21 protein-coding genes and 4 pseudogenes are annotated in these 23,502 nt (G+C 46.7%); 8 read left to right on the forward strand and 17 right to left on the reverse strand.

The window, feature by feature from the left end; genetic code table 11:
• Positions 1-3: 3 nt before the first annotated feature.
• The 11 genes and pseudogenes from ACQ86O_RS08855 to ACQ86O_RS08905 form a co-directional block, all read right to left on the reverse strand.
• On the reverse strand, positions 4-1,704 hold the full coding sequence (locus ACQ86O_RS08855) for a glycosyltransferase family 2 protein (RefSeq protein ID WP_431224923.1): 1,701 nt from the start codon (positions 1,702-1,704) through the stop codon (positions 4-6).
• A complete protein-coding gene (locus ACQ86O_RS08860) occupies positions 1,695-2,048 on the reverse strand; it encodes a hydroxymyristoyl-ACP dehydratase (protein ID WP_431224924.1) in 354 nt (117 codons plus the stop codon). Before ACQ86O_RS08860 ends, ACQ86O_RS08855 begins: the two co-directional genes overlap by 10 nt.
• Positions 2,035-3,395 (reverse strand): annotated as a pseudogene (locus tag ACQ86O_RS08865) (AMP-binding protein). The gene ACQ86O_RS08860 and the pseudogene ACQ86O_RS08865 overlap by 14 nt, the downstream one beginning before the upstream one ends.
• Positions 3,392-3,973, reverse strand: a complete 582-nt coding sequence (locus tag ACQ86O_RS08870) for a hypothetical protein (RefSeq protein ID WP_431224925.1) — start codon at positions 3,971-3,973, stop codon at positions 3,392-3,394. The pseudogene ACQ86O_RS08865 and the gene ACQ86O_RS08870 overlap by 4 nt, the downstream one beginning before the upstream one ends.
• Before the next feature lie 6 nt (positions 3,974-3,979).
• Positions 3,980-4,231, reverse strand: coding sequence for an acyl carrier protein (locus ACQ86O_RS08875; protein ID WP_431224926.1), 252 nt, complete (start codon positions 4,229-4,231; stop codon positions 3,980-3,982).
• A gap of 13 nt (positions 4,232-4,244) precedes the next feature.
• Positions 4,245-4,502, reverse strand: a complete 258-nt coding sequence (locus ACQ86O_RS08880; protein WP_431225687.1) for a phosphopantetheine-binding protein — start codon at positions 4,500-4,502, stop codon at positions 4,245-4,247.
• Positions 4,483-5,297, reverse strand: a pseudogene (locus ACQ86O_RS08885) (lysophospholipid acyltransferase family protein). Before ACQ86O_RS08885 ends, ACQ86O_RS08880 begins: the two are co-directional and overlap by 20 nt.
• Positions 5,294-6,016 carry a beta-ketoacyl synthase chain length factor gene (locus ACQ86O_RS08890; protein WP_431224927.1) on the reverse strand — a complete coding sequence of 241 codons (723 nt, stop codon included), beginning with the start codon at positions 6,014-6,016 and terminating at the stop codon, positions 5,294-5,296. Before ACQ86O_RS08890 ends, ACQ86O_RS08885 begins: the two are co-directional and overlap by 4 nt.
• A 59-nt stretch (positions 6,017-6,075) precedes the next feature.
• Positions 6,076-7,152, reverse strand: a complete 1,077-nt coding sequence (locus ACQ86O_RS08895; protein WP_431224928.1) for a class I SAM-dependent methyltransferase — start codon at positions 7,150-7,152, stop codon at positions 6,076-6,078.
• Positions 7,153-7,228: 76 nt separating this feature from the next.
• Positions 7,229-7,621 carry an LptM family lipoprotein gene (locus ACQ86O_RS08900; protein ID WP_431224929.1) on the reverse strand — a complete coding sequence of 131 codons (393 nt, stop codon included), beginning with the start codon at positions 7,619-7,621 and terminating at the stop codon, positions 7,229-7,231.
• 224 nt (positions 7,622-7,845) lie between these two features.
• The gene (locus ACQ86O_RS08905) at positions 7,846-8,235 is read right to left on the reverse strand and encodes a hypothetical protein (RefSeq protein WP_431224930.1); all 390 of its coding nucleotides are present in this window, start codon (positions 8,233-8,235) and stop codon (positions 7,846-7,848) included.
• Positions 8,236-9,112: 877 nt separating this feature from the next.
• On the opposite strand from ACQ86O_RS08905, the gene ACQ86O_RS08910 reads away from it, so the two are divergent.
• From ACQ86O_RS08910 to ACQ86O_RS08925, 4 genes and pseudogenes are all read left to right on the forward strand, one after another.
• Entirely contained in the window at positions 9,113-9,295 is a 183-nt protein-coding gene (locus ACQ86O_RS08910) for a hypothetical protein (protein ID WP_431224931.1), read from the forward strand.
• A 971-nt stretch (positions 9,296-10,266) separates the two neighbouring features.
• Positions 10,267-10,413 (forward strand): annotated as a pseudogene (locus ACQ86O_RS08915) (phage tail protein); the annotation flags it as partial.
• 459 nt (positions 10,414-10,872) lie between these two features.
• Positions 10,873-12,189 (forward strand): tyrosine-type recombinase/integrase, encoded by a 1,317-nt coding sequence (locus ACQ86O_RS08920; protein WP_431224932.1) that lies wholly within the window; start codon positions 10,873-10,875, stop codon positions 12,187-12,189.
• A 4-nt stretch (positions 12,190-12,193) separates the two neighbouring features.
• On the forward strand, positions 12,194-12,808 hold the full coding sequence (locus ACQ86O_RS08925) for a Fic/DOC family protein (protein WP_431224933.1): 615 nt from the start codon (positions 12,194-12,196) through the stop codon (positions 12,806-12,808).
• Here the strand turns inward: ACQ86O_RS08925 and ACQ86O_RS08930 are convergent.
• Positions 12,805-12,963, reverse strand: a complete 159-nt coding sequence (locus ACQ86O_RS08930; RefSeq protein WP_431224934.1) for a hypothetical protein — start codon at positions 12,961-12,963, stop codon at positions 12,805-12,807. The genes ACQ86O_RS08925 and ACQ86O_RS08930 overlap by 4 nt on opposite strands.
• Before the next feature lie 236 nt (positions 12,964-13,199).
• On the opposite strand from ACQ86O_RS08930, the gene ACQ86O_RS08935 reads away from it, so the two are divergent.
• From ACQ86O_RS08935 to ACQ86O_RS08950, 4 genes and pseudogenes are all read left to right on the forward strand, one after another.
• Positions 13,200-14,180, forward strand: a complete 981-nt coding sequence (locus ACQ86O_RS08935; RefSeq protein WP_431224935.1) for a hypothetical protein — start codon at positions 13,200-13,202, stop codon at positions 14,178-14,180.
• 121 nt (positions 14,181-14,301) lie between these two features.
• Positions 14,302-14,538 carry a helix-turn-helix transcriptional regulator gene (locus tag ACQ86O_RS08940; RefSeq protein ID WP_130962101.1) on the forward strand — a complete coding sequence of 79 codons (237 nt, stop codon included), beginning with the start codon at positions 14,302-14,304 and terminating at the stop codon, positions 14,536-14,538.
• Between the two features lie 122 nt (positions 14,539-14,660).
• Positions 14,661-16,069, forward strand: a pseudogene (locus tag ACQ86O_RS08945) (YfjI family protein).
• Positions 16,070-16,206: 137 nt separating this feature from the next.
• Positions 16,207-16,833, forward strand: a complete 627-nt coding sequence (locus tag ACQ86O_RS08950) for an inovirus Gp2 family protein (protein ID WP_431224936.1) — start codon at positions 16,207-16,209, stop codon at positions 16,831-16,833.
• A 90-nt stretch (positions 16,834-16,923) separates the two neighbouring features.
• On the opposite strand, the gene ACQ86O_RS08955 is transcribed toward ACQ86O_RS08950, so the two are convergent.
• From ACQ86O_RS08955 to ACQ86O_RS08975, 5 genes are all read right to left on the reverse strand, one after another.
• Positions 16,924-18,462, reverse strand: coding sequence for a hypothetical protein (locus tag ACQ86O_RS08955; RefSeq protein ID WP_431224937.1), 1,539 nt, complete (start codon positions 18,460-18,462; stop codon positions 16,924-16,926).
• Positions 18,463-18,579: 117 nt separating this feature from the next.
• Positions 18,580-20,751, reverse strand: coding sequence for a type III restriction endonuclease subunit R (locus ACQ86O_RS08960; RefSeq protein WP_431224938.1), 2,172 nt, complete (start codon positions 20,749-20,751; stop codon positions 18,580-18,582).
• Positions 20,646-21,152: a DEAD/DEAH box helicase family protein gene (locus tag ACQ86O_RS08965; protein ID WP_431224939.1), complete on the reverse strand. Its 507-nt coding sequence runs from the start codon at positions 21,150-21,152 to the stop codon at positions 20,646-20,648. Before ACQ86O_RS08965 ends, ACQ86O_RS08960 begins: the two co-directional genes overlap by 106 nt.
• Entirely contained in the window at positions 21,149-21,775 is a 627-nt protein-coding gene (locus ACQ86O_RS08970; protein WP_431224940.1) for a hypothetical protein, read from the reverse strand. The genes ACQ86O_RS08965 and ACQ86O_RS08970 overlap by 4 nt, the downstream gene beginning before the upstream one ends.
• A 44-nt stretch (positions 21,776-21,819) precedes the next feature.
• Positions 21,820-23,271, reverse strand: a complete 1,452-nt coding sequence (locus ACQ86O_RS08975) for a DNA methyltransferase (protein WP_431224941.1) — start codon at positions 23,269-23,271, stop codon at positions 21,820-21,822.
• Between the last annotated feature and the right edge of the window lie 231 nt (positions 23,272-23,502).

Below are 23,502 nucleotides of genomic sequence, written 5' to 3' on the forward strand. Positions count from 1 at the left end.
CCTTTACTCCTGTATGTGTTGGTCAGGCAGTTGCCAGAAATCGAAAAAATTGAACCAATCAAGTGGCGACTCCAAAGCATAATGCTCAAGGCGTTCAGCATAACGATCGACTGCCTTTTGAAGTGAGGCCTGACGATCGGCGCGTGGTAAGGGCAGAGGGTCGGCAAAAGGCTCACAATGTAGACGCAGCTTTCCCTGTTGGCGGAGCGCGTAAATCAATAGCACCGGGCAGCGTAATATCGCAGCCAGAATAAATGGCCCTTGTGGGAAAGGTGCCGGATGGCCCATAAAACGGCTCCAAATAACCCGGCGGGTAGTGCCGCGTTGCGGATTAACCGCGATGCGATCGCCGACAATGGCTACCCACTCGCCGCGATCCAGCTTGTCTTTAAGCAATATGGCGGTATCTGGGCCGATATCATTCACCGGGATCAGATTCAAACCGGCCTGCGGGGCTACCTCCGCCATGATCTGCTTGAAGCGCTGGGCGTTATCGCTAAATACCAAGGCATTGATAGTCTTGTGAACCTGCAGTTGGGCCAACGCGCGGCAGGCTTCGATATCACCTAAATGTGAGGCCAGCAGCAGTTTGCCTTTTGAAGACTCCACATCTAGCGCGGCTTCAGCTCCGGGTGCGAAGACCAGGTCGTGCCCCAGCCGCATTTCACCACGCCAACTGGCGATTTTATCCAGCATGGCGTCAGCAAAGCGCAGGAAATGGCTATAACTGTTTAAATGTGCAGGAATTGGTAGTGAACGTGAAGCTAACTGGGTGCGCACTCGCCTGATCCAGCTTTTTGATGCCTGCCGGGCCTGGTGCGCGGTGAGCCAATAAACGGCCACCACGGGATACAAAAACAGCGAAATGGCTTTTCTCCCCAGCAAGCGCCAAATGATCAGCATGATGCGCATACCCCACAAACCCTTTACCTCTTTCTTCCGCGCCCAGTGCTGATTGGCAGGGCGAAAAAGCAGGGACGGGATGCGTGGCAGCATGCCGAAGAAAAGACGGGTATGCATCAGCGAAATACGGCAGTTATCTTTTAATGCGTCAAAATGCGATAGCCCATTCTGAGGGTAGGTGACGCGGGTTGGCACAAAGTAACTGGTGTTCCCCTGCCAGTACAAACGAACCATCACTTCAGTATCGAAATCCATACGCTTACCGAGTGCCACCTGCTGCGCCAGATGTAAGGTTGGCACTATCGGGTAAACCCGAAAACCGCACATGCTGTCTTTTAGCTGGAGGGAAAGCGTTTCAATCCATACCCAGACGTGAGTTATCCATCGGCCATACAGGCGCGAACGTGGGATGGAATCGTCATAAACAGGCTGCCCAGAGATTAAAGCCTGGGGGTGCTGTTGTGCTAAAGCCACCAATTTGGGGATATCTTCAATAGCGTGTTGGCCGTCGGCATCGACCTGCACCGCGTGAGTAAATCCTGCACTCAGGGCTTCTTCCAGCCCTCGAATGACCGCTATGCCTTTGCCTGAATTGTCTGCAAGACGCACCAGCGTCATCTTGGTATGTATGCCAGCCAGGCGTTCCAGCTCCCGGCGGGTGGCCGCGTTACTGCCGTCATCCACCACAAAACAGGGTAAGTCGAAGGGCAGCAGGCGGGCGAGTACCTGAGCCATCATGGCTCCGTGGTTGTAGCAGGGGATCACCACACAAGGGGCAAAGGCATCGGTCGTTAACGGCATAACCGAATCTTCCCGCTGCTGGCGGTGTTACGCGCCTCACCCTCATGGCGTTGATAGCGGAAGGTCAATATCTGCTGTTCCTCTTGCCAGCCAAGCGTCATTGTGACGATGTTTTCCGGTAATAAAGGACGTTGGAATTTAACGTTCTGGATACTGTGAAAACGAAAATCGGGAGCCAGTAATAAGGTGGCGTAATGCATAACCCACTCCAGCTGTGCAACGCCTGGGAGCACTGGCTGCACACTGAAGTGACCATTAAACCAGAACAAGTCTGGATCCAGCCGTAAAACGATTTCAGCCTGTTGGGGCAGCGCCTGAAGGCGAGAAATTTCATGGGGCTTCATGAAAAAATTCCTGTAATTGCGCGTAGGCACGTTTATTCATGCTGTTGACCGGTATTTCGTCGATAATGCGCCAATATCGCGGGATCGTGACTGGCTCCAGCCAGGAGCGCAGCGCACGCCGCCAAGACAACTCCTGCGCTTTACCCCCACTTTGTTGCCATTGTTGCCGCGCATTGTCGTCAAGCACCAATAATACGCCTATTCCTTGGCGGCCCCTGCGTGTCACCGGGAGTGCAGCGGCTTCGCGTATACCGTCTATCTCCAGAAGGCGTTGCTCGATTTCGCATAGCGAAACTCTTTTCTCTTCTATCTTCACTATCCGACCGCGCCGCCCCTTCAGGCGAAATTTGCCGTTATCGTCAAACTGCAAAATATCATCAAGTATCAAACCACTTTCATCGTTGATAAGCGGTGAAAGAGCGCGAATTTCATCGGCTTCAATAGTGAACTGCACGCCAGGGAAGGGCAGCCAGGCCGGATCATTCTGCTGGCGCTGGCGCCAGGCCAGGATCCCGGTCTCAGTACTGCCGTAGATTTCATCTGGCCAGACGCCTAACCAACCGGAGGTCTGAATCGCGTCCTCCCACGGCAACATACCGCCTGCGGAGATGATCATTGTGACTGGAGGTGGCGTGAGCTGGTGGTCCAGCCGTTTTAGAAACGCCGGGCTGCTGATAAAGATATATTTGTGTTTATGAGCCAGGTCAGCCAACTGTTCGGTGTAACTGAGCATCGCCGCATGTAACGGCAATCCTAATGCCATTGGCAAAAAGATACGGAAGGTGAGACCGTAAAGGTGCAACGGGACGACAGAGGCGACAATACGACAATCGGTGAGCCTGCCGCCAAAGCGCTTTGCCAATAATGTGGCTTCACTATCGAGAGAGGCGATGGGTTTCACTATGCGGCGAGGTTGCCCGGTAGAGCCGGAGGTAAATAATTCGATGTAGCTTGCCGGATCGATTGCGGGCAGCGGCTTATTGTTCTCTGCGCTTTGATAGGCAGACTCAATCACGATTAACGAGCCGTTCCAGGCCAGCGCTTGGTCGGTTAATACGCCGTTGAAGAGCGTTTGCTGCTCTTCCATCAGCGAGACACGACTATGCCCCGGGATAACCGGTGTTATGCCTGCATGTAGCGTTCCCAAAAGCCCGACGATAAACAGATAACTGTTTTCAAAGCAGAGCGCCCAGCGCTCACCTTCATGCTGTTGCAGCCTGTCTACCAGTTGTGCAACGTCATGGCGCAACTGCCCCAGCGTCCAGGTATGTTCACCAAGCCATGCGATTGGGGTTGCGCTTGGGCGGGGGCGCTTAGCCACTGAGCCAGAGGGAGAGCCTGATTCATTGTTGTTCTCGTTTTATCATCCGGCACCGCATCAACCATTCGCAGACCATCAGCATCCCCATCAGCAGATAGGAAATCATGCCGTTCCAGAGCGTCCATAGCCGAACATCACCGTAAAGAACGGTGAATAGGGCGACCGAACCGTTCAGAATGAAAAACACGCACCATACTTGTGTCACCCTGCGGGTATAAATCACGCCAGAAGAAGGAAGTTGCGGATCACGCAAACGAGCAATACGCTCGATTATGGGCATGGCGCTCCACAGTGAGCCCCCAAATACGATCAGCATCACCAGATTGACCGCCACCGGATAAAACAGCAGCAATTGGTACGCTTTGAGTAGGTAGCTCACTATGCAAAGTGCGATACCTGCCAGCGCCACGCTCTGCATCACCAGACGCATTGGGCCAGGCTTACTTCGTATCTGGCATACGCGAAAGATCAGCAGCACAGCAATCAGCGGCAACAGCCAGTGAAGGCTGTTATTTGCCAGGCCGAACCAGACAATAAATGGCCAGGCCAGCAGTATCATGGCTGTCACCCACTGAACACCTTTCAGTGATCGTGTTGCGTACATGAAGAGCTATTCTTCTTTCAGCAGTTGTTCTACCGCATCGACAACATCCTGCACGGTACGCACCTGTTTAAAGATTTCCGGCTTGATTTTCTTACCGGTTTTCTTTTGCAGATGTACAACCATATCGACGGCATCGATGCTGTCGAGCTCAAGCTCTTCATATAAACGGGCTTCAGGTTTGATGCTCTGGGGATCGATATCAAACAGCTTGGTCAGAAGTGAGGACACTTCCTGATAAATGGTTTGTTGTTCTGTCATAGCAAGCTCGTTCTCAGCCACGTTGCGCATGAATAAAAGAGGCCAGTGTTGCCACTGAGTAGAAATGTTGGCGCATCTCCTCACTTTCTGCAGAGAGCATGACACCATACTGGTTTTTAACCATCAGCCCCAACTCAAGAGCATCGATGGAGTCCAGCCCTAACCCCTCGCCAAACAGTGCTGCTTCAGTGTCGATATCGTCTGCGGACAGTTCGTCCAGATTCAGTGTGTTTATTATGAGATTTTTAATTTCAAGATGGAGCTCTTGCATCATTATTTCCTGACAAAGGTATAAGACCTGGTGATAATTGATGCAAAAGGTGCCGGTTGAGCTGCCTTGCCGCCAGCGCGGGTTCCTGCAATTTTGCATCATAAAATTGTTTTATCTGTACCCTCTCACGCACTTCTACCTGAAACAGGGGTTTCCTGGGAGGGATGTCGTACCATCTGCTTTGTTTATCAAGCAGATGTTCGCTACAGTGGATGACGACTATGCGTAAATCACTGGCGCATCGCACCGCAATATTGGCAGCACCACGCTGTAGCTTCATGTTTTCGCCCGGGCGGGTACGTGTGCCCTCGGGGAAAATAAGAATCGTATCACCTTGCGCCAGGCGTTGTTGGCTGGCTGGAAGTAACGCGTCCGCTTGGCTATTAACCAGATAATCTGCAGCGCGGATCACCCCGCCGATAAAGGGATTACGCAAGAGAGCGTTTTTGACCAGACAATCCGTCTCGGGCATGACGGATGCCAGCAGCACATAATCAATCAGTGTCGGATGGTTGGCCACCACAAGACAGCCACGCTCCCTGCGTAGAGTATCAATACCATTAATCCGATAATCCAACACACCCAACGTCTTTGCTACCGACAAAAAAACTGGAAACTGACGGCAATACTGCGCCGTGCCAGACGCCGGCGTTTGGCATTATCCCGCTGTAATATTAACAGCAGGTTAAACCACACAAGCGATAACAGCAGCCCACCCATGCCAAACAGAACGAAGCAAAAACCCGTCATCACCAGCCGCCAAGCCCAGTTGATACGCGCATATACGCTGTTCATGCGTGGCTCCAATACCACTTTAATCTTTCGCCCGTGATGGTAAACGTTGATGTGCCATTCAGGTAGTGCTGCAAAAATTGTAAACTTTGCGGCAGCGGAGGCTCTTCACTTTGGCCTTCCGGCTTGCTCTCACACTGCAATATTTCATCGGCTTCAAATACCAGTGCCACCGCATATGCCCAGGTTGGCATCTGCTTTGGCAGGTAGGGATGATAAAACTCGGGCAACAACCCATCAAAATCTACCATCAATACGCGCTGGTAACCGGCCTGCAGTAAGCACACCACCTCGCACAATCCCTGCTGAAAGGTATCGATACCGGCAGAAAGCGAAGACACCGCCACGTCTTTTTGTGCTGCAATGGTCAAATGGCCCGCAGCTGAGTTATGTACCGACATCGCGAAGTCCGTGGGTGAAACGGCTTGTTGGGTAGCGAGGGCCTGCAAAATTCGGTAATTGCGTTCCAGTTCACCGTGGCGGCTGGTATAGAGCACGGCATCTACTTGCTGACGACGTAGCATTGCTAAACCGCATTCCACAGCCAGCCTGCTGCCGGAATTCAGGCGGCGCGCTGTCATCATGGAAAGTTCGGTCAGTTTCGACTGTGGTGCCGAGGGCAGGATCTCATGAGGCATCTGCGCCCATTGGCGCCACTGTGATGCTTCACTTAATCCTGGGGCCCTGGCCTGCCAGTCGATTATCTTTAATGCAAATCTCATCAACGTGTTTCCGCGGTAAATCGGCGACTCGGTTTGCGAGGCGTAAACTCGGGGGCATATTAAACGGTACCCTGGCCTTGTTGGCTTTGGCATATCAATAAGGTATGCCCCACTCCAAGGTCATCCACGCGTTTTTCTACTCGAAAACCAGCCGTCTCAAGGTAGTTGTAAAACTTCCCGACGCTGTAAAAGCGGCTATTGCCGTTAGCCATGCAGGTAAAATAGAGTGAGGAAGCATTGAGGCTGAATGATGCTGCTTCAAATTTTTGGGCATCCCAGAACAACTCCATTATGCAGAGCCGAGCGTTGGGCTTCATCACCCGTCTGATTTTTGTAAGCATAGTAATGATTTGCTCTGGGGAGAAACAGTCAAGAAACTGGCTCATCCACCAGATATCTGCGTCACCGGGTAGCGGCGCATCGCTTAGCATGTCTACCGCATGGAAATCTACGCGGTGGGATAGCCCAACCTTATCGATATTCTCACGTGCCAGGGCAATTTGCGGCGGAAGATCCAATAAGGTAACCCTGACATTATCGTCATATTGGCAACAGCGTAGCGCCCATTTACCGGTATTGCCCCCGACATCATAAAGTGTTGCTGGTTTGTTGCTGAATATATGCGGTAATGCTGCGTTAAACGCTGTATCTGAATAATAGTGATCAAAAGCAAACCAGCTTTCGCGGGCGGCTTGGGGTAATTGTGACAATGCCGGGTAGATGGTTGGCCATTCACCAAACACTTTTAATCCAGCGGGTTTTTCTTCTTCGAGAGCATTTGCTAAAAAATACAGCCCCTGATAACAGACATCTTGGGTGAAATCCATATTCACACGAGTCATGGTGTCGTGAAGCAGGAAATGCCCAATCTTGGCGATGAAGTAATGCCCGTTTTTATGAGTCACAATACGCCCGCTTAACCCCATATCCAGCAAAACGCTGATAGCGTATTCATTAACGTTACTGTTAGCAGTGATATCCTCAAGGAGGGCACCCTGCTTTCCTTGTTCATCCAGATAAGCTAATACGCCAGTGTTGCGCAGACAAAGTGCGGTTTGAAACAACATAGGCGCAAAGGCAATCCGTTGCGCCTCAGTGATAGCATCCAGTGCGCTGAGAGTGTCCTGCTCATACATTTTGGTACAACCTCTTAACCGGATACAAAATGGCATTGCCAGTTCATACCCGGCGAAAATTCAATCAACGTTAAAATTACAGACCGGCTGCTGCTGCGGACAGGTTCAATTGAATATCTTTATCGAGGTTACGTACCCAACGGTTGTAGCTTTTGTGAATTTTGCTGCCTGATGCTAACAGGTTGAGACTGCTGGAATAGTTAATGGAATAACTTGATGCGGTGTAGGTGATGCGAATTTCAGCAACGTGATCGCGGGACTGCAGGCGGCCGTTAATGACGCCAGGACCCGCCTGCGACATGATCCATTGACGCTGCTGACCTGCTTTCAGAATGGCGGTTCTAACCTGAGCTTCTGTATGGCCGGCACTGACCGTGCTGTTGATTTGATCTATGGGCGCTGTACGGACACAGCCTGTCAGGGTAGCAATAACAGCAAGGGCAACACACCATTTGAAGATATTTTTCATAATACAATTTCCTTTTGTTTAAAAGTTATATTTCAATAAGAATTGTTGGTTGATCCGCCGATTATAATTTTTTTTGTTATTACAACATTACTTTGTGTTGTTTTAAAAACAACCAGTAAAGCTCGGTGATATTGGCAATTATCATATCATTGAATTGATATTATTCACATAAAACCATCGCTGTGATATTAGGAAAATTCCTGCTTTATAGTTGGTTCAATCCATTATTTTAACGTCTTGAAGCGTTCTTTAGCTGCTGGTTTCTGGCTTGGTCTCTGCAATTTTGAGGAGCTTGATCGCGATCTCAGGCAGGAGGCAAACCCTATTGCGGTGTCTAAATAAAATCCTGGTTTATATTTTTCCCATATCTGACAGGATGTGTCAATAAGCTGGCCAAACACATTAGAACCCATGATTTTTTGTTTGGTGGAGTTTTTTGCACCTATCACAGAGACGTTTATAAGGTATTGCAGTCGCTGTGATGCTCTGATGCTGGCTCTGATTCTGCCCATTTTTCTTGAATTAATTAATTTCTTGGTGAATACATTTAGTAAATTCATAATAAAATCATATTGATACGCTCGAAATAAAGGTTTGCTAAACCAAGCCAGCACACATCCCCCGGCAAATGTTCTGGAACAAAAGAGCCCATCAGGATACAACCCTGTTTCTCAGCCCAATCTTTAGCGCGAGCAAGCCTTTCGAAGCAGGACGATGTAGCGAAGAGGAGAATCTGAACTACATCGTTCAATTTACTCTTAAGCAGCAAAAGCTGGATTTAATCGGCAAGGATCCATCCATCAGAAAATAGTCGATATTTATGATTGGCAATTATTATCCGGTGTTACTCTGCACTTTTCGTATTTCTTCAGTCAGTTATTTCATGATAAATTTAATTTTAGTGATGTCTTTATTTTTTATGTGCTCTATTTTCATGCAGTTGACCGATGTCCAAATCGGTTTTAACGTTAATATTGGATTCTGTTTTATTCCAGCGGCTATCATTATTTCCCGGGTAGCTTATGTGGCTTGGAATTAAAGTGAAATGTCAAATAAAACAAATGGATAATGGTATTGACCGTTTTTTTGAACACAGATAATAGGTTGCCCCGGTAATAATGATGGCACTTTGTATCAGGATGTGGGTCCATGTCGCGATCCCATCAGTGATAATATCCGCAAGGTGTTTTCCAAAGGTAACTTCTGGCTCACATTTGCCAGGGGCCATCAAAAGCTCATTGCGTTCCTCTTTACTCAACATGCCTGGTGTTGGTGAATAAATTAGGGATTACAGATGTAGATGAAATAGAGGCGTTCAGGTGATCCACGTACGCGGTGACAACAATTTTGACTGTACTTGGGATTCCGATCCCCAAGCCGGACTGTTGTCGAGCAAAGCGGGCGTTTTTGCAACACAGAATGCGGCGCAAGCCCGGGCCGCCCAGAATGGTATGCCGCGTCCCCCGATTTATACCAGACAGGGGGTATATTATGACGAGAAGCAATACAGGGGATGTGGGCCCGAATGTGGTGGTTGTGGGTTCGGATTTGCGCGCTTCAACAGCGGACGGTCTGATTGTGCGGGGAGGATTACCCAATACCTGGTGTTGCATGGGAAACATGAATGCCACCAACCATGTACACCGCACCACACTTTGGATGAAAGTATCGTGATGATGACCCTCAACGCGCCACGCACGTGCAACATTAGAAATGCTTATGAATTATACAAACTAAAATGCTAAGAGATAATTGATAGATGAGGGAGTGGTTTTTTCTTGGAACGATTAATTAATGAAATGGTTGATAAGTGAATTACCGTCGAACGTCATCTTTTGGGGGGAATGGCGGAGCGCAGCATTTATACATCCCGAGCATTACAGCAAAGCGATCCTGAAATATATTATGCATTGCATCGCAAAAATTATGACCTTATTTAGTTCTTGGTGGAGCCTGTGCTGTAGCCTTTCGTAGAAGCCCTGAGAGTGAAAAGAACTCAATGGCAGCCGGAGTTTAATAAAATTGTGGATATCGTAGAGAATGAACTCAAAAAATCAAAAAGGCCCTGAGATAAAGCAGAACCTTATGAAACGGTTCATGCACACTATTTTAGAAACCATGGTATCAATTTTAGGCGGTGCATTGGTTCTTGTCTGCGCATATTGGTTTTTTCACTTTGACACCTGGCATGAGCGATTTATTTACATCACTTTATCTGTAGTAGTCGTGTATTTGATTTGTAAGGTGCTGCCCAGTAGGCCAGAGTAAAACGGTTTTTAATCAGGTAGCGTATGTTTCCCCATTACCCAAATAATTAAGCAAGCCTGCAGAATGTAACATAAACGTCCAGAATAAAGCCCGCATAAAAACGCGGGCTTTCGCAGGTTGTGGCGTTTCCCTGATGTTGCCACAAGAAGCCCATTCACCCTAGAGGATTGGCTAAAACCCGTCCAATTGATTCGCTAGATCAATAATCAGCTATTGATCGGCGAAAACGATCGTTGCTCTGCATTATCCTTCATCCTCTCTGTTGTCTGGCTGGCCTTCCCGCCATCGTGTGCAGCGTTGTCCGCCCGGCGGCATGCTGTCGGCACCTAATCACAACGGAGCAAGCCATCTATGGCTGACTATTATCACGTGTCGAAATCAACGACAGTACCCGCGTAATCGCTACTGTTTCGACGGCCATCGTCGGTATGGTCTGCACCGGGGATGATGCCTATGCCACGCTGTTTCCCCTCAATATCCTGGTACTCATCACCGATGTGCTGGCCGCCGCATCGCACCAGGGGTAATCAAGGCACTCTTTGGATTTAATGAAAGCCCGCGATAAAGCGGGTTTGTTGTTGGCTTGATTAAGGTAAACCACCACTGGTGACGCAGGGATTGATTCGAGAGGGAGTAGGGTGCCAGAGAATAGGGCGACCCTTTTGCGACACTGGCGGCTAGATACGAAAAAACCACCTGCAATGAGGTGGTTTAATAATATGATTTTAAAGCTAAAATTTGGTGGCCCTTGCTGGACTTGAACCAGCGACCAAGCGATTATGAGTCATAAAATTGGCATGTTTTTAATTGTTCGTCATTGTCTCTATTTGTATTTTTAATTGTCTATAATCAATCAGTTATGAAGTTATTTTTGTTTCTGATTGGTTCTCTCATTTCCCCATTGTACTATTCTTACCTGACCCGTTACCTGACCCGAAATGGGCATCGGGTCAGGTAACGCATATTCTTAGAAAGGTAAACTTATGGCCGCTAATCTTACCGAGACTGCTATACGTGGATTGAAGACAAAAAGCACGGCGTACTACGTGTGGAGCAACAGTGCTCAGCGTGGTACTGGCAGGCTTGGCGTTAAGGTTCAGCCTTCAGGCAGCAAAGTTTTTTATTTCCGTTACTACGTTGAGAAAGGGAAGAAAGAGAAGTTCATCCAGTTGGGCATCTGGCCTGAGATGAAACTGGTGACGGCCAATGAGTTGGCGAAAAAGTATGGAGCCTGGCTTGTTGAAGGAAAAGAGCCCCAACAAGAGCTTGAGCAACAACGCCTGGCCGAAGAGCACATTATGCAGATCCATCGCTCTCAAGGATCGTTTGATGAGCTGGTGCATGGCTACGTTAACAAGATGAAGCTCGACAATAAGCGGACCTGGGCTGATGTTCTGAAGCGTCTTGAAAAAGAGTGCTACACGGTTATCCCTCGAGAAACCAAAGCGAAAGATGTAACACCTCTGCAGATCAAAACCATCCTCTCAGGCATTATCCAGCGTGATGCGGTGGTGCATGCTAACCGGATTCGCTCGTATCTGATGGCAGCATTTAACTACGGCTTAAAAGCCGATAACGATCCGATGAATACCAGCGTGGGTATTACGTTCGGTCTTGAAGTAAATCCGGTATCGGCCATACCGAAACAGTCTTCGGCGGAAAAAGTGGGTGATACATGGTTAACGCTGGAAGAACTACGTTTTGTCATGGAGCAGTTCGCTCAGGCAACTAACGTTGGGCCACTGATGCAGCACCTAATCCGCTTCTGTGTTTATGCTGGCGGGCAGCGTCCGTTTGAAATGATTGCCAGCCAGTGGTGCGCGATTGACTGGCAACAAAAGACGTTGCTGGTAATTGCCGATGTATCGAAAAACAAACGGGAGCACCTGATCCCGCTGACTGAATCGGCATTAAGTGAATTAGCCTCAGTGAAAGAACTGACTAAGGAAAGTAACAGCCCCTATATCTTCCCGCTCTCGACCAACGGCGAACGACCGGTTCGTACCGATAGTCTGGCGCGTTCCATCATGTATTTCCGGGCTTTTAATCCTGAGTTTAAAGTTTTCACGGCGCGAGATTTACGTCGCACCTGTAAAACGTTGATGGGGGAGGCGGGGATCAGCAAAGAGATCCGCGACCGTATCCAGAATCACGCTTTGAACGACGTTAGCTCGAAACACTATGATCGTTATGATTACCTGACTGAAAAGCGCAGGGCGCTTGAGATCTGGGAAGATCGGATTAACAACTATCAACGACAGCAAGAAAACAACGTTGTGAACTTGTTTGGGCGGAGGTAAGGGCTTGTCAAAATACGAGCTTAATTCAGCAGAAGAGCGGTATCAGCCTGGTTCTGGTGACCTGGTACTTGCCAATAAACTGGGGATTATTGATGAGCAGGAAATGGATGCGCTGGAGTCTGGCCTGCTGCTGATGCTGTATGAACAGCTATTTATCGAAGGCCAGCCGCCTGCGGTGCTGGCTTTTGAGCACATCAGTGGGTGGCATCGCCAATGGCTGGGGAATGTGTATGACTGGGCAGGGAGATTGCGTAACGCTAACCTCACTAAGGATGGCTTCCAGTTTGCTGCTGCCGACAGGATTCCGCTGCTTCTTGATGGTTTCGAGAGGCAGTTTCTCTCCCGATCTGGTGAACTGAAATCCCTGGCTCGTCCGGAGCTGGTAAGTTATCTGGCTGAATGCCATGTAGAGTTTATTTTGATCCACCCATTCAGAGAAGGTAACGGGCGTCTGTCGCGGCTACTTTGCGATGTGCTGTCGGTTCTAGCAGGGAAGGGCTTACTTGATTACAGCCTGTGGGATGAGCACAAGGTGTTTTACTTCAAGGCAATACAGGCTGGCGTATCAGGGAACTATAGCCCTATGATGCAACTGGTGAGCGACATCTTGCCAGATTAACGGGCGAGGCCCACGGCTTTCGCCTGTGCCTGATTTTGTTTGAGTTGCTGCTCAATTTTTTGCACAGAAACACCGGTTTCTATTGCGGTTGAGCTGGCAACGGAGCGGTAGATTTGAGTTCTGGTAATCTGAGTATGTGCTGTTTTTTTTGTCATCGTGAAAGCCTCGCTGTTTCAGTCCTGATTCTAGTGCGGATAGGGGGGCTAGCAAGACTGTTATCTGCTCACCAAATGCATAATTCAGCCGTTGGTTATCCGAGGTGGTCGGAGAGGTGAATTCGGAGCTGTACTAATTTTTGACCAAGATCACATCCTCTTCATTATCATAAGTGATGTTAAAGATGATTTAATTTATTATTCAATAAGTTAATTTATTCTTAATGGTGGGTTTGATGAACTCTAGTTTTGTTTCTTTATCAAAAATTTCAGATGAGGCAGTTGTCGAGAAAATTCTTGATGAATGGTTCGCTAAGAAGCTAGATTTATTTTTGTATTTTGGTGGGGATGGTAAAAAATGTCGGTTATCACGATGTATTTCACCTTCTTTACACATTGTGGGTGAGAAATTAATTAGCGATGGAGAAGAGTTCTATACATCAGAAGAAAGTCCAGGTCATTCATTCTTGAAATTCATCCCTGAGTTGCCATTGAGCCCTCACTTGAAAGTTAACGAAGGTTTTAAGCTCTCGAACTCAATTAAAGGGAGGTATTTTAATTATGAGTACTCTGGACTAGCATTAGGGTATTGGAAAATTGTCCCTACTCAGCTATCAATATTCAATTATGGGAGATATATTCTTAAAGATAAAGGCTCATTTAACATCCAAGTTTCCCCTTCAGGCTCTGTATATGTCCATAGCTTTTACAGTGAGGATTATTTGGTTTTTGATGAGGATGTCTATGTTGTTAATAATGATTTGTATATAATGGCAAAGGCCCTTGAGATAATCTCCCCTTCAATAAATAGTAAATATTCAGAGTCTCTTCCCAACAATGAAGTCCCTTGTGAAAGAAAATATGAAACTAAAAAATATAATTTTGCACTCTGTATAGTAATGAGAGAGATTGTTGTAGAAAGTGATGGCATTCCTATTATCAGCAAGCTGAAGCCGGAATACGATGCCATGTGGAATGCGAATATCTCAGAAAGTACACTTTGTGAATGGTTTGCAAAACCAGGAGCATATACAGATATAAGGCAAAGGCTTACTACAGAAAAAATGAAGGGCATATATTTATTCCTTTCACTTTTTTGCAAGAAAAATAATATTAAAAACACTAAAAAAAGGCGTCTAATATCGCTGTCGAACTCAATAGGCTGGCTGCGCTGGAGACTTTCCTATTCGACATTCAGTTCACTGAAGACGATATAAAACCTTGGCTGCAACTCCCTCTTAGCTAACGTCTTACTAAGCCCTTATCCAAAAGTTCATTGCTTCACAAATCTTACGCTCTGAAACATGATTGCTTCCAGCGAAACAACAGGAGGCAATCATGAACAAGTCTTATACTCACCCCACCGCCGAACAGCGTTTAAAGGTTTTGCAGAATTATGGCGAATCCTCAGATCGCTTGGTGCGTGAAAAAGAGCGTCAATACATCACATCTATATCTCGTTCAACGGCCTGGAAACTGGAGCAAGTCGGACAATTTCCGTTGCGTAAGTCTATTGGATTGAAGTCCTGTGGCTGGCTGTTAAGCGACCTACTTTGCTGGATTAACGAACGCTAACATTCGGAGATTTTGTGCATTTTTTCCTGAACGACTCGTGTTCATTCTGCTATTTCTGCCATTAATAGCGGAATAGCAACTTGTGCGGGAATTTTTAACGTGAATTGTATTAGAGGTGTTATATGTTTAACGGTCGTCCTTTCCCTGTAGATGCGTTTCCTCAGATTATAAGAAACGCAATTTATGAAGTGGAGCAGCATACACAGGCCCCCCAAGGTTTGATTGCTGCTTCTGCTCTGGGAGTTATTTCTCTTGCCTGTCAGAACCGGATTGATGTTTGCCGACTGAATAGTCTACGTGGCCCGGTATCACTTTTCTTACTGACACTGGCAGAATCCGGTGAACGTAAGAGTACGGTTGATAAACTGCTGATGAAACCATTATATCAACTGGAGGAAAACTTATTTGAAAAATACATCCATGATCTTGCCGTCTGGCGAAATGATGAAGCAATTTTTAATATTGAAAAAAAGCCCTGATGTCAAAACTCAAATCAGATATCCGGCGTAACAAAGATCATTTTGCAACAAATGAACAGCTTAAAGCGCTTCTAACATTGCCCCCGAAAGCGCCGGTGAGGTTCAAACTAATATTCAACGATGCCACGCCTGCAGCTATTAAAGATCACCTCTGTGGGCACTGGCGATCTGTCGGCATAATGTCTGATGAGGCTGGCACCATTTTTAATGGTTACACCCTGAACGAGCTACCGTTCATCAATAAGATGTGGGATGGTGCAATGTTTCCCGTGGAAAGGAAAAGCGAGCCCGAGAAATTAATTAGAGATGCAAGAATGACGCTGTCGCTGATGGTTCAGCCGGATGTTTTTAAGGGTTATATTGATCGGAAAGGAGATATGGCAAAGGGGATTGGATTTTTTGCACGATGCCTCATTTGCCAGCCTGCTTCAACACAAGGAAACAGACAAATTGCCAGCCCTGTTGTTTCAAGTGAACATCTGCCGGTATTCCATCAACGGCTGATGGCGATTGTTAATGAGAACATCATCAAAAATAATGAAAGTGATCGTCTTTGTCTCCGATTCTCTGCAGAAGCAGAAAAACACTGGATCGAATTTTATAACCAGGTCGAGTCTGAAATGGGCTTGACTCGCTACCTATCAGATTTTAAGGATTATGCTTCTAAAATGGCTGAGAATATGGCGAGGCTTGCTGCCTTGCTGCATTACTTCAATGGTGATGAGGGTGATATATCCCTTACCGCAGTAAAGGCCGCAGTGGATATAATTGCTTGGTATATTGACGAATACATCCGCTTGTTCTCCAAAACACAAGAATTTTCTTTGGAATTTTCTGAAGCAGATGAGCTTTATCACTGGTTAAAAGATTACTGTATGCGAAACTTTTCTTTCTGCATCAAGAAAAATATTATTTTACAATTTGGACCTAATAAATTTAGGAATCGTTATAAAGCAAATGAATTAATTAGAATTTTAATTGCACAAAACAAAGTATTTATAACTATCAAGGGTAAGACAAAGTTAATAAGCATAACCCCTTCAGCATTTTAAGTTTGATTTCGTGTTAAAGGACTTAATTCAGGAGTAAAAACTAATACTGAGCCCAGTTTGGTCAACAGTCTATTATCATGATAGGTAATATATATTAGTTCCATTACTTACTCCAATATCATCAAACAGGATACTATATGACATACGATAGTGAGTTCGGATCACATATATCTCTATATCGGGATAGAATCAAACAGGTTATTGATGATTCACTCAATGAACATCCTAATACAATGATTCTACGTGTTGATCTACATGACCCAATAGATACAGACAATCTGGATAACCCATTCTTTCAACCCAGAGTAGATTCTGGTGCTATATCTCGTTTTACCTGTGCGCTAAAAGCAAAGCTTGGGCACGATAAGCATATTAAAACACAAAGGAAAGACTGGCCTGAAAGCCGACATTCAGCCCTACGTTACGCTTGGGTCAGAGAGTATACCCAAAATGAAAAGCGGCATTACCATTTGATACTGTGCTTCAATCAGGATGCTTATTATCATCTGGGAGATTACGACTTGAATCGTAACACGTTACGCACAATGATAACAACGGCATGGTACAGTGCGCTTGGTATCCCGATAGATGGCTCAGGGAAGTTAGTTAATTATCCGTCAAATGGGAAATATCTTCTCAACCGTAAAAGGGACAACTTTGAGAAAACTTATAACGACTTGATGAATAGAGTGGATTACATGACCAAAGTAAGAACAAAAATATTCGGTGATGGAGATCGTAGTTTCGGCTGTAGTCGAGGATGAGTTATTTTTTACAATAATGGCCTTTCTTATGGATGGAAAGGCCATTTATCTTATATCAAGACGATGGCGAGCGATAAAGTGTATTATCAATTATTCTTCATTCAATGACGCTAAGACTAGCTCCAACCATAATTGTCCATCGTGAAGTCTAGTGTGATCATCTACAGGAATTACTGTTAGCAAGTGATTAAATGCGTGGGAAATACGTAATTTGTTACGCAGCCGTCGTTTCTGTTCTTCAACAGTTCCATCTACGCTTCTCGAAATAAGTATTAACTTCCGTCCTTGATTTTCGACCAATTCACGAAAAAGTCCATTAATATGACTATCATCTTTATTAAATCCAAAGCCTACAACAACAATAGCGTCAGATTCAGCATAAGCATCGAATAGACTAACGTACCGTCTTGACATGGTTACCGATGTTAAAGGCTTGAGTCCACTTTGCGTCAGCATGAAGGGAACATGGATCTGACTTTGATCTACGTCACCTGGATTTTCACAAGTGATAACCGCATTTTTATAGGGATTATAATAGTCATGCACACTACCATTCAGGTGGATAATTTGCGGTAATTCCATATTCATACCACGGAAAACTTCTGCTAGAAGGCTATTGTAATTGGCTGTTCCAATGGCTGAAATTGTTAGGTCACCAGCGAATGTAGCTAAGTCATGATAATAGCCATGATCGGGAAGATCTTCGACAGATGGTGCTTGGGCACTGATATAATCGCGAGCTATCTTAAGAAAAATAACCATACGAGTGAATTTAGCCCATTCGGTGGATGGCGAGAAGAGATAGCGAAAATGGTCATCTATCAATTTCTGGTAGTCGAGTACTGTCGTAAACAGATTCTCTAATACTTTTTGGGCTATCGCACAGAAAAGTGTAAGAGCTGTTGCGTCTTCATCAATATTGAAGTTTCTATTTTCTTCCAGCAATAATTCCAAAGCTGTTGAGCCTATGCGGTTAAATTCTAGGCGGAACATGCCGGTAATATCATCGAAGATTGGTAAATCATCCGGCGCAGCTTCAAACAACTCTTGGTTTAGGCGTTGCACAAGGGCTTGACCGTGTGCACCGACTAATAATTGCAAAAATGATGTAACATATCTTTTTAAATCATCGTTGTTGTCTGATTGTCTTACTACATCCAACATGGCTGAGTAGTATTCTGACTCAAATAATCTAACATCTCTCGCCAATAACTCGTTAAGGCGAATGTCGTGTGTGTACAAACGCTCACCAATAACGTTACCTGTCAACTCTGAAAATACATTTTCTAGTGTGGCCCTATCGATTCCTAGTGCCAATATCGCATCGTCGCATTCTTGATCAAAACGGTTGAGACGTCGAATTATTTCCTCACGTTTATATTCGATAGATGATTCGATAATACTAGTAAATTCGTTACGCCCAAAAGCATAAATACTTTTATCAGCATATCCCTGAGGCAGCCAATCATTGGCATAAGGCGAGCGTGAATCTACTAATCTCAGTTGCTGACGAAGCTCCGTTTTATACTGGCTTGGGTCTTGTCTAAAAAGGTCAATGGCAAATTTTCCGCCACTTGGCAATCCATACCCAATTTCTGCCCCAGCGCCAAAAAAGAATCCTAAATTCATAGCTATCACCTATTTATTCAATTTTGTTAGTGCGAGTGAAAAACAGTATATAAATAGTTTTTATATAACTATGGCCTTTCTATTTATAAAAAGGCCATTTTCTTAATTTCCTATAGGCTACTGATAGTCATCAGCGAGTCCGCTACTGAATAACGTCTCTGCATTTTCAGCGATAGCAACAGCATCCTGCACATCCTGTCGTTTCAAATCTAATACCCGTAATTTGCCCTTCACTTCGGCGACGGACTCGATTCGTCTGTAAACATCAGAATGATGCTTAGCATACAATGCCAGCCCTTTCAGTTTGGGCAAAGCATCAGCCAGATGCAGGCCATGTGGATCTACCAGGTCCACAACCATTTTGCCATCCTGTTTGGCAAAGAACAGGAAATCGGGACGAACAATCTTGTACTGTTCGGCTTCAACATAGGCGATTCCTAGTGACGACTGCCCTGTGTACTGTGGATTACGATACCAGAAAGCAAATCCTTCACGTTTGGTTTCGATCTCAAAAACCTTGGTTTCCCAATGGTTCAACTGAGCCGGATAGTTTCCGCTTTCGTCGCACAACAAATGGTGTTTCCAGACTGGAAGGTCAGTTTCCTTCTCACCTTCACGCACCTTGGTCATTTCAAACTTGTTCTCCGGTCTGACCAGATCCACATCCTGCGGTTCGGTACTCATTTCGACGATTTGACGGTAAGCCTCTTTACGCTCATCTTTCAAAGACTTGATCTGCGGTGTGTACTCGGCCAGCCACGCCTTCGCCAGTTTATCGGCCTCGGCATCGAAGTAATCCTGCACCTCCATCACCAGTCCCAGGCCAGCAACGGTCACACGAGCTTCCATGATTGCCTCCAGGTACTCCTCTGCATCCTCTTCTCGATCCGCGACCTTATCGGCCAGATATTCGACATAGGTACGTGAAACATCCGGGCTGAAGATTCGAGCTGCACGCCGGTAGGCGTCATCAATCACCGCTACGTCCGCCTCCTCCCAGAATTCGTTGAAGGTCATTGCTTTGTTCTTCAGGCTGGCAACCACAGTCTTACCATCCACAACGAGCACTGCATTGCGCTTGTTTTTGATTTTTTCAGCATTTTCTGTCTGGAACTTGTCCAGGACAGTGTGCAATGCAGCATGGGCTTTTCTGACTGCCCCATCAAGAATGCTGTCATCAACCAGTTCCTGTGCCAGCGCAGTCAGGCGTCTGACGGGTCTGGCTCCTTTCTGTGGTCGGGTTTGCGAAGGTAGCGCTTCAAATACTTCCCATACGGAAGCTGAAGCCGCCGGGTTAGGCTTCATCTCCACAGGGTTAACCAGGATGCGTCCGCTCGGAGGAGAGGTATCATCGCCCTTAAACAAGGTATTGACGACATCTCTCACGGTATTAGTATTAAACTTGGGCAGCAGGCATTCTACTGAGTTTAAGCGCTCATTACCCGGAATACGTCTTGCCAGTGGAGTACGCACCATACGCCCCAGCAATTGCGTAATATGCGTCCTGTCGGTAGCAGCGCGGAAGGAAACCATTACTTCGGCACGCGGGCAATCCCAGCCAGTGCTGATGGCATCTTTAGCAATCAGTACACGCACCCAGGTTGATTCCTGCACCCGCTGCGGTTCAATATAAGGTACCTGGTGTTGGCCGAAACGCTGTGTGGTATGTTCACCGAAAACATGAGCAACACTGTCAACGGGCAATTCGGGGTAACGAGAGAATAGCGTATCCAGCCAACGCCCCACTTCATTCGGGTCAGGCGTATTGGGTACCTGGAATACCATCAGCGGCACTACTTCGCGCACAGTTTCCTGCTGTTTTGCATACTCTGCCCAGGCATCGGTCACTTCCCTGAGTCTGTCGGCAGCACGGCGTACCCACACGGTATCGAAGTCACCGGCTTCATCTGGTACACCAAGAATGATATCGTCCTTGATAAGTCCCGATTCCTGCACCTTAGCCGAGTCAACCATCACATTCGGCAGTTTGACATGATGGCCAGCGTTGGCAATGGCTTTGTCGAAACGTTCAACTGTGGCGGAGATCCCCCACACTACTGGAATACCCTTCACTCCAGCCGAACCATTAATGAGCCGTTGTACAATGGTACTTTTAGCTGCTTCGCTGGAAGTCGTTGACGAACCCATCCCCCTGTGCGCTTCGTCCAGTACCAAATAAAGTGTCAGATCCGGGTCTTCGATGGTGTTCTGGATGGTATCCCACAGCGTATAAGCCTGTGCATCTGGGGCTGCTTCGAAAAGCCCGCCTTTATCATCAAACCCGCGCACCAGCAGGCTTTTTTGCCAAACTTCTGCGTGTTAAGGAAATAGATTTTTCCAGCCTGAAATTTGCGTCGACTGAAAGGATGTTCAACCACCACCATATCGTTGTAGTTGATACGGTCACTGGCTTCCATCAAGCGAAAGCGGGTTTGCTCGTTCAGTGCAGGATCGTCACTGAACCAGATCACTACCGCGCCGGGATCGGCATCGAAATTAAATTCGTCGTCGCCATGAAACAATGCTTCAAACGCAGCGGCAGCCATGACGGTCTTACCCGCACCGGTCACTGCCGTTAAAGAGAAGGCGCTCTTGTCATTTTCGTTATGCCAGTAACGGCGAGCTTTTCTGAGATTCACCAGCGAATCACGCACCGCATCGCGCTGATAGTCTTTTAGAGTGAACTTCATTCTGTTAATTCCCCACTGGTGAAGCTGAAATTGGTCAGGTACGATTCGTACAAACGTACCGGCTCAACACCTTTTGGCAGACGCCTGGTGACAGCCTGGAAGTGCCGATCATCGTCGGTGACGATGAAGGCCACGCGCACTTCACTTGCATCGCTAATAGCGTCAATGAAAGGTGTAGCCTGATCAACCGCTGACAGCAGTCCATAGGCATCAGTTACTACCCATCCTTCCGCGGGCAGTGTGTCAATACGTTTGCCGCGTGCGCCTGCACGTAGCCACAGCAACGGCGCAATGCGCGCATATGCTAGGTTGTAGCTAACCGATTTCTCAGCTTCGTAGGTCAGGGTGAAGAACTCAGCGTTTTCCTCAAAGCCTTCAGACATTGGGAACTCGACGATAAACTTATAGTCGCCATCAATCGGTTCTCCTTCAGGTGTCTTGCCTGTTATAGCGGCCTGTACACGCGGCTTTGTGATGTAATCACAGATCCCCCATTTTTCCCATTCGGGATCTCCGGGGCGTAAACCCTGTTCGCGCAACTGTTTTTGTTCGCTGGCAGCGACTTCATTGTTCGTGACGGAGATGCACTGGCGGCGACCACCATCCTGTTTGTTCAGACGCATTACTGCATGGGCTGTTGTTCCTGAGCCACTGAAGAAATCTACTACTACGGCATTTTTTTTGCTGAAATAAAAAAACGGAGTGCATCTTCAACTGCATACAGTGATTTTGGGAAAGGAAATCGACGATCAGGCAACAGAGCTTTCAGCAGGTTTGTTCCACCTGTTTCTGCATTGTGAGAGATTCTCATCCAAGTTGACGTTGGCGTCTTCAACTTATCCGCAATGTATTCCGCTTTAACACTTCCATCAGAATTATGCCCAACAATAGTCGCACGCCCGCCCTCTATATCATCTATTTTGCCAGATGTCAGATATGATATTTCCCATTTTTGTGGCTTATTAGGCGTGCTGCGACCAACGCGTACATAGCCTTTAGCGTGGATTGCCTTAAGAGCTGAAGAGGTTAATCCCCAGTTCATTTCAAGTCCTGAGTCGCGTATTGGAAATACTGCAACACAATTTTCACGTTCTGGGACTGTATTACGTGGAATTCCATGCGGTAGTGGCGTACCTATTTCTTCAATTTCTCCATTGCTGTTTACGTAGATCGGATAAAATTGAGCCGTACCGCCTTTTGGCTTACCTCGTGCCGACGCAGCGTCACTTCGTCTCAGGGTCCTCCATGGAACTTGGCTGCCTCCGGCAAAGTCTGGATCTAACTCTTGTCCAACTGTTGCGTTTCCAAACAGAACAAAAAAGACATATTCGTCCGACCGGGCAAACCTTCTTGGGCGATGACGACCACGGGGATTTACCACAGACGTTATCATCTCAATACTAGCCTCTGGGAACACTTGTTCGAGTAATAGCCCAAGTCGTAAATATTCTTTCTCATCAATAGTGATGATGAGAACTGAGTCGGCAGGATTTAGTAACTCTTTAGCTACCAACAAGCGGCGTTCCATAAAGGCCAACCATTTACTGTGGCGATATAAATCGTCCTTCTCAACGTAATCGTTATTGTATTTCCAGTCTTTCGCCCCCGAGTTATACGGAGGATCGATATAAATGGCATCCACCTTGCCTCTATGCGTGTAGGTTAACGCTTTCAGCACATGATAGTTTTCGCCATTGATGACCGAGTGAAAAGGCTTATCACCACCGCGCTGTACTTTTCCCGTACTGACCAGACCTGGCCAGATGGTGTCACGAAATTCAGCTATAACCACAAGATCGTTCAGCGCTACAGTCTGAGTCTCGACATCAGCTGCATCCAGCAACTCGAGATCAGCGGTCTTTTTCGCCTTATTGATGGCTTTCACCTGCCATAGCCGCTGATCGCCTTTCTTAGGTGAGCCACGCTCCGGCAGAACGCGAACCTTGTCTCCCTTGCGAATAGGCCGCAATGGCAACTCAACAACTTCAGGGCTATGTCGTTCGAAATTAAGACCAAAGGGAAGTCGTGATGATAGGATCTTGATTTCTCGATCCAGGTCAGCGCCCAACTGTGGGTCTTTGGCCTTCGCTTTAGCTATTAGATCAGTCAGCCTGGACATATTTTCCTTTTTTCTTATCGATTCTAAGCATTGCAGGTTCTAAACGTTTGGCTCGTAGGAGCCCCCAATACGTTGATTCATTGACGGAATCAGAACGCTGAAAAATTAGCGGTAATATTAACACTAATCAACGACTTCATCGATCCTAAAACCGGGCGCTACAGGCTATTACCGGCATGCATGAAACGCGGTTCTCACTACCAAGTTACATCAGGTAATCCAAATAATTTC

The sequence above is a fragment of the Serratia sp. L9 genome (assembly GCF_050632285.1).
GTDB lineage: Bacteria > Pseudomonadota > Gammaproteobacteria > Enterobacterales > Enterobacteriaceae > Chania.

Bases quoted from the DNA above. Each gene is read 5' to 3' on its own strand.
- ACQ86O_RS08970 (WP_431224940.1), bottom strand. From the start codon at position 21,775: ATGCGTCTGAACAAACAGGATGGTGGTCGCCGCCAGTGCATCTCCGTC.
- ACQ86O_RS08900 (WP_431224929.1), bottom strand. From the start codon at position 7,621: ATGAAAAATATCTTCAAATGGTGTGTTGCCCTTGCTGTTATTGCTACC.
- ACQ86O_RS08940 (WP_130962101.1), top strand. From the start codon at position 14,302: ATGAACAAGTCTTATACTCACCCCACCGCCGAACAGCGTTTAAAGGTT.
- ACQ86O_RS08950 (WP_431224936.1), top strand. From the start codon at position 16,207: ATGACATACGATAGTGAGTTCGGATCACATATATCTCTATATCGGGAT.
- ACQ86O_RS08880 (WP_431225687.1), bottom strand. From the start codon at position 4,502: ATGCAAGAGCTCCATCTTGAAATTAAAAATCTCATAATAAACACACTG.
- ACQ86O_RS08870 (WP_431224925.1), bottom strand. From the start codon at position 3,973: ATGTACGCAACACGATCACTGAAAGGTGTTCAGTGGGTGACAGCCATG.
- ACQ86O_RS08875 (WP_431224926.1), bottom strand. From the start codon at position 4,231: ATGACAGAACAACAAACCATTTATCAGGAAGTGTCCTCACTTCTGACC.
- ACQ86O_RS08920 (WP_431224932.1), top strand. From the start codon at position 10,873: ATGGCCGCTAATCTTACCGAGACTGCTATACGTGGATTGAAGACAAAA.
- ACQ86O_RS08965 (WP_431224939.1), bottom strand. From the start codon at position 21,152: ATGAAGTTCACTCTAAAAGACTATCAGCGCGATGCGGTGCGTGATTCG.
- ACQ86O_RS08860 (WP_431224924.1), bottom strand. From the start codon at position 2,048: ATGAAGCCCCATGAAATTTCTCGCCTTCAGGCGCTGCCCCAACAGGCT.
- ACQ86O_RS08890 (WP_431224927.1), bottom strand. From the start codon at position 6,016: ATGAGATTTGCATTAAAGATAATCGACTGGCAGGCCAGGGCCCCAGGA.
- ACQ86O_RS08935 (WP_431224935.1), top strand. From the start codon at position 13,200: ATGAACTCTAGTTTTGTTTCTTTATCAAAAATTTCAGATGAGGCAGTT.
- ACQ86O_RS08975 (WP_431224941.1), bottom strand. From the start codon at position 23,271: ATGTCCAGGCTGACTGATCTAATAGCTAAAGCGAAGGCCAAAGACCCA.
- ACQ86O_RS08955 (WP_431224937.1), bottom strand. From the start codon at position 18,462: ATGAATTTAGGATTCTTTTTTGGCGCTGGGGCAGAAATTGGGTATGGA.
- ACQ86O_RS08895 (WP_431224928.1), bottom strand. From the start codon at position 7,152: ATGTATGAGCAGGACACTCTCAGCGCACTGGATGCTATCACTGAGGCG.
- ACQ86O_RS08855 (WP_431224923.1), bottom strand. From the start codon at position 1,704: ATGCCGTTAACGACCGATGCCTTTGCCCCTTGTGTGGTGATCCCCTGC.
- ACQ86O_RS08930 (WP_431224934.1), bottom strand. From the start codon at position 12,963: ATGACAAAAAAAACAGCACATACTCAGATTACCAGAACTCAAATCTAC.
- ACQ86O_RS08910 (WP_431224931.1), top strand. From the start codon at position 9,113: ATGACGAGAAGCAATACAGGGGATGTGGGCCCGAATGTGGTGGTTGTG.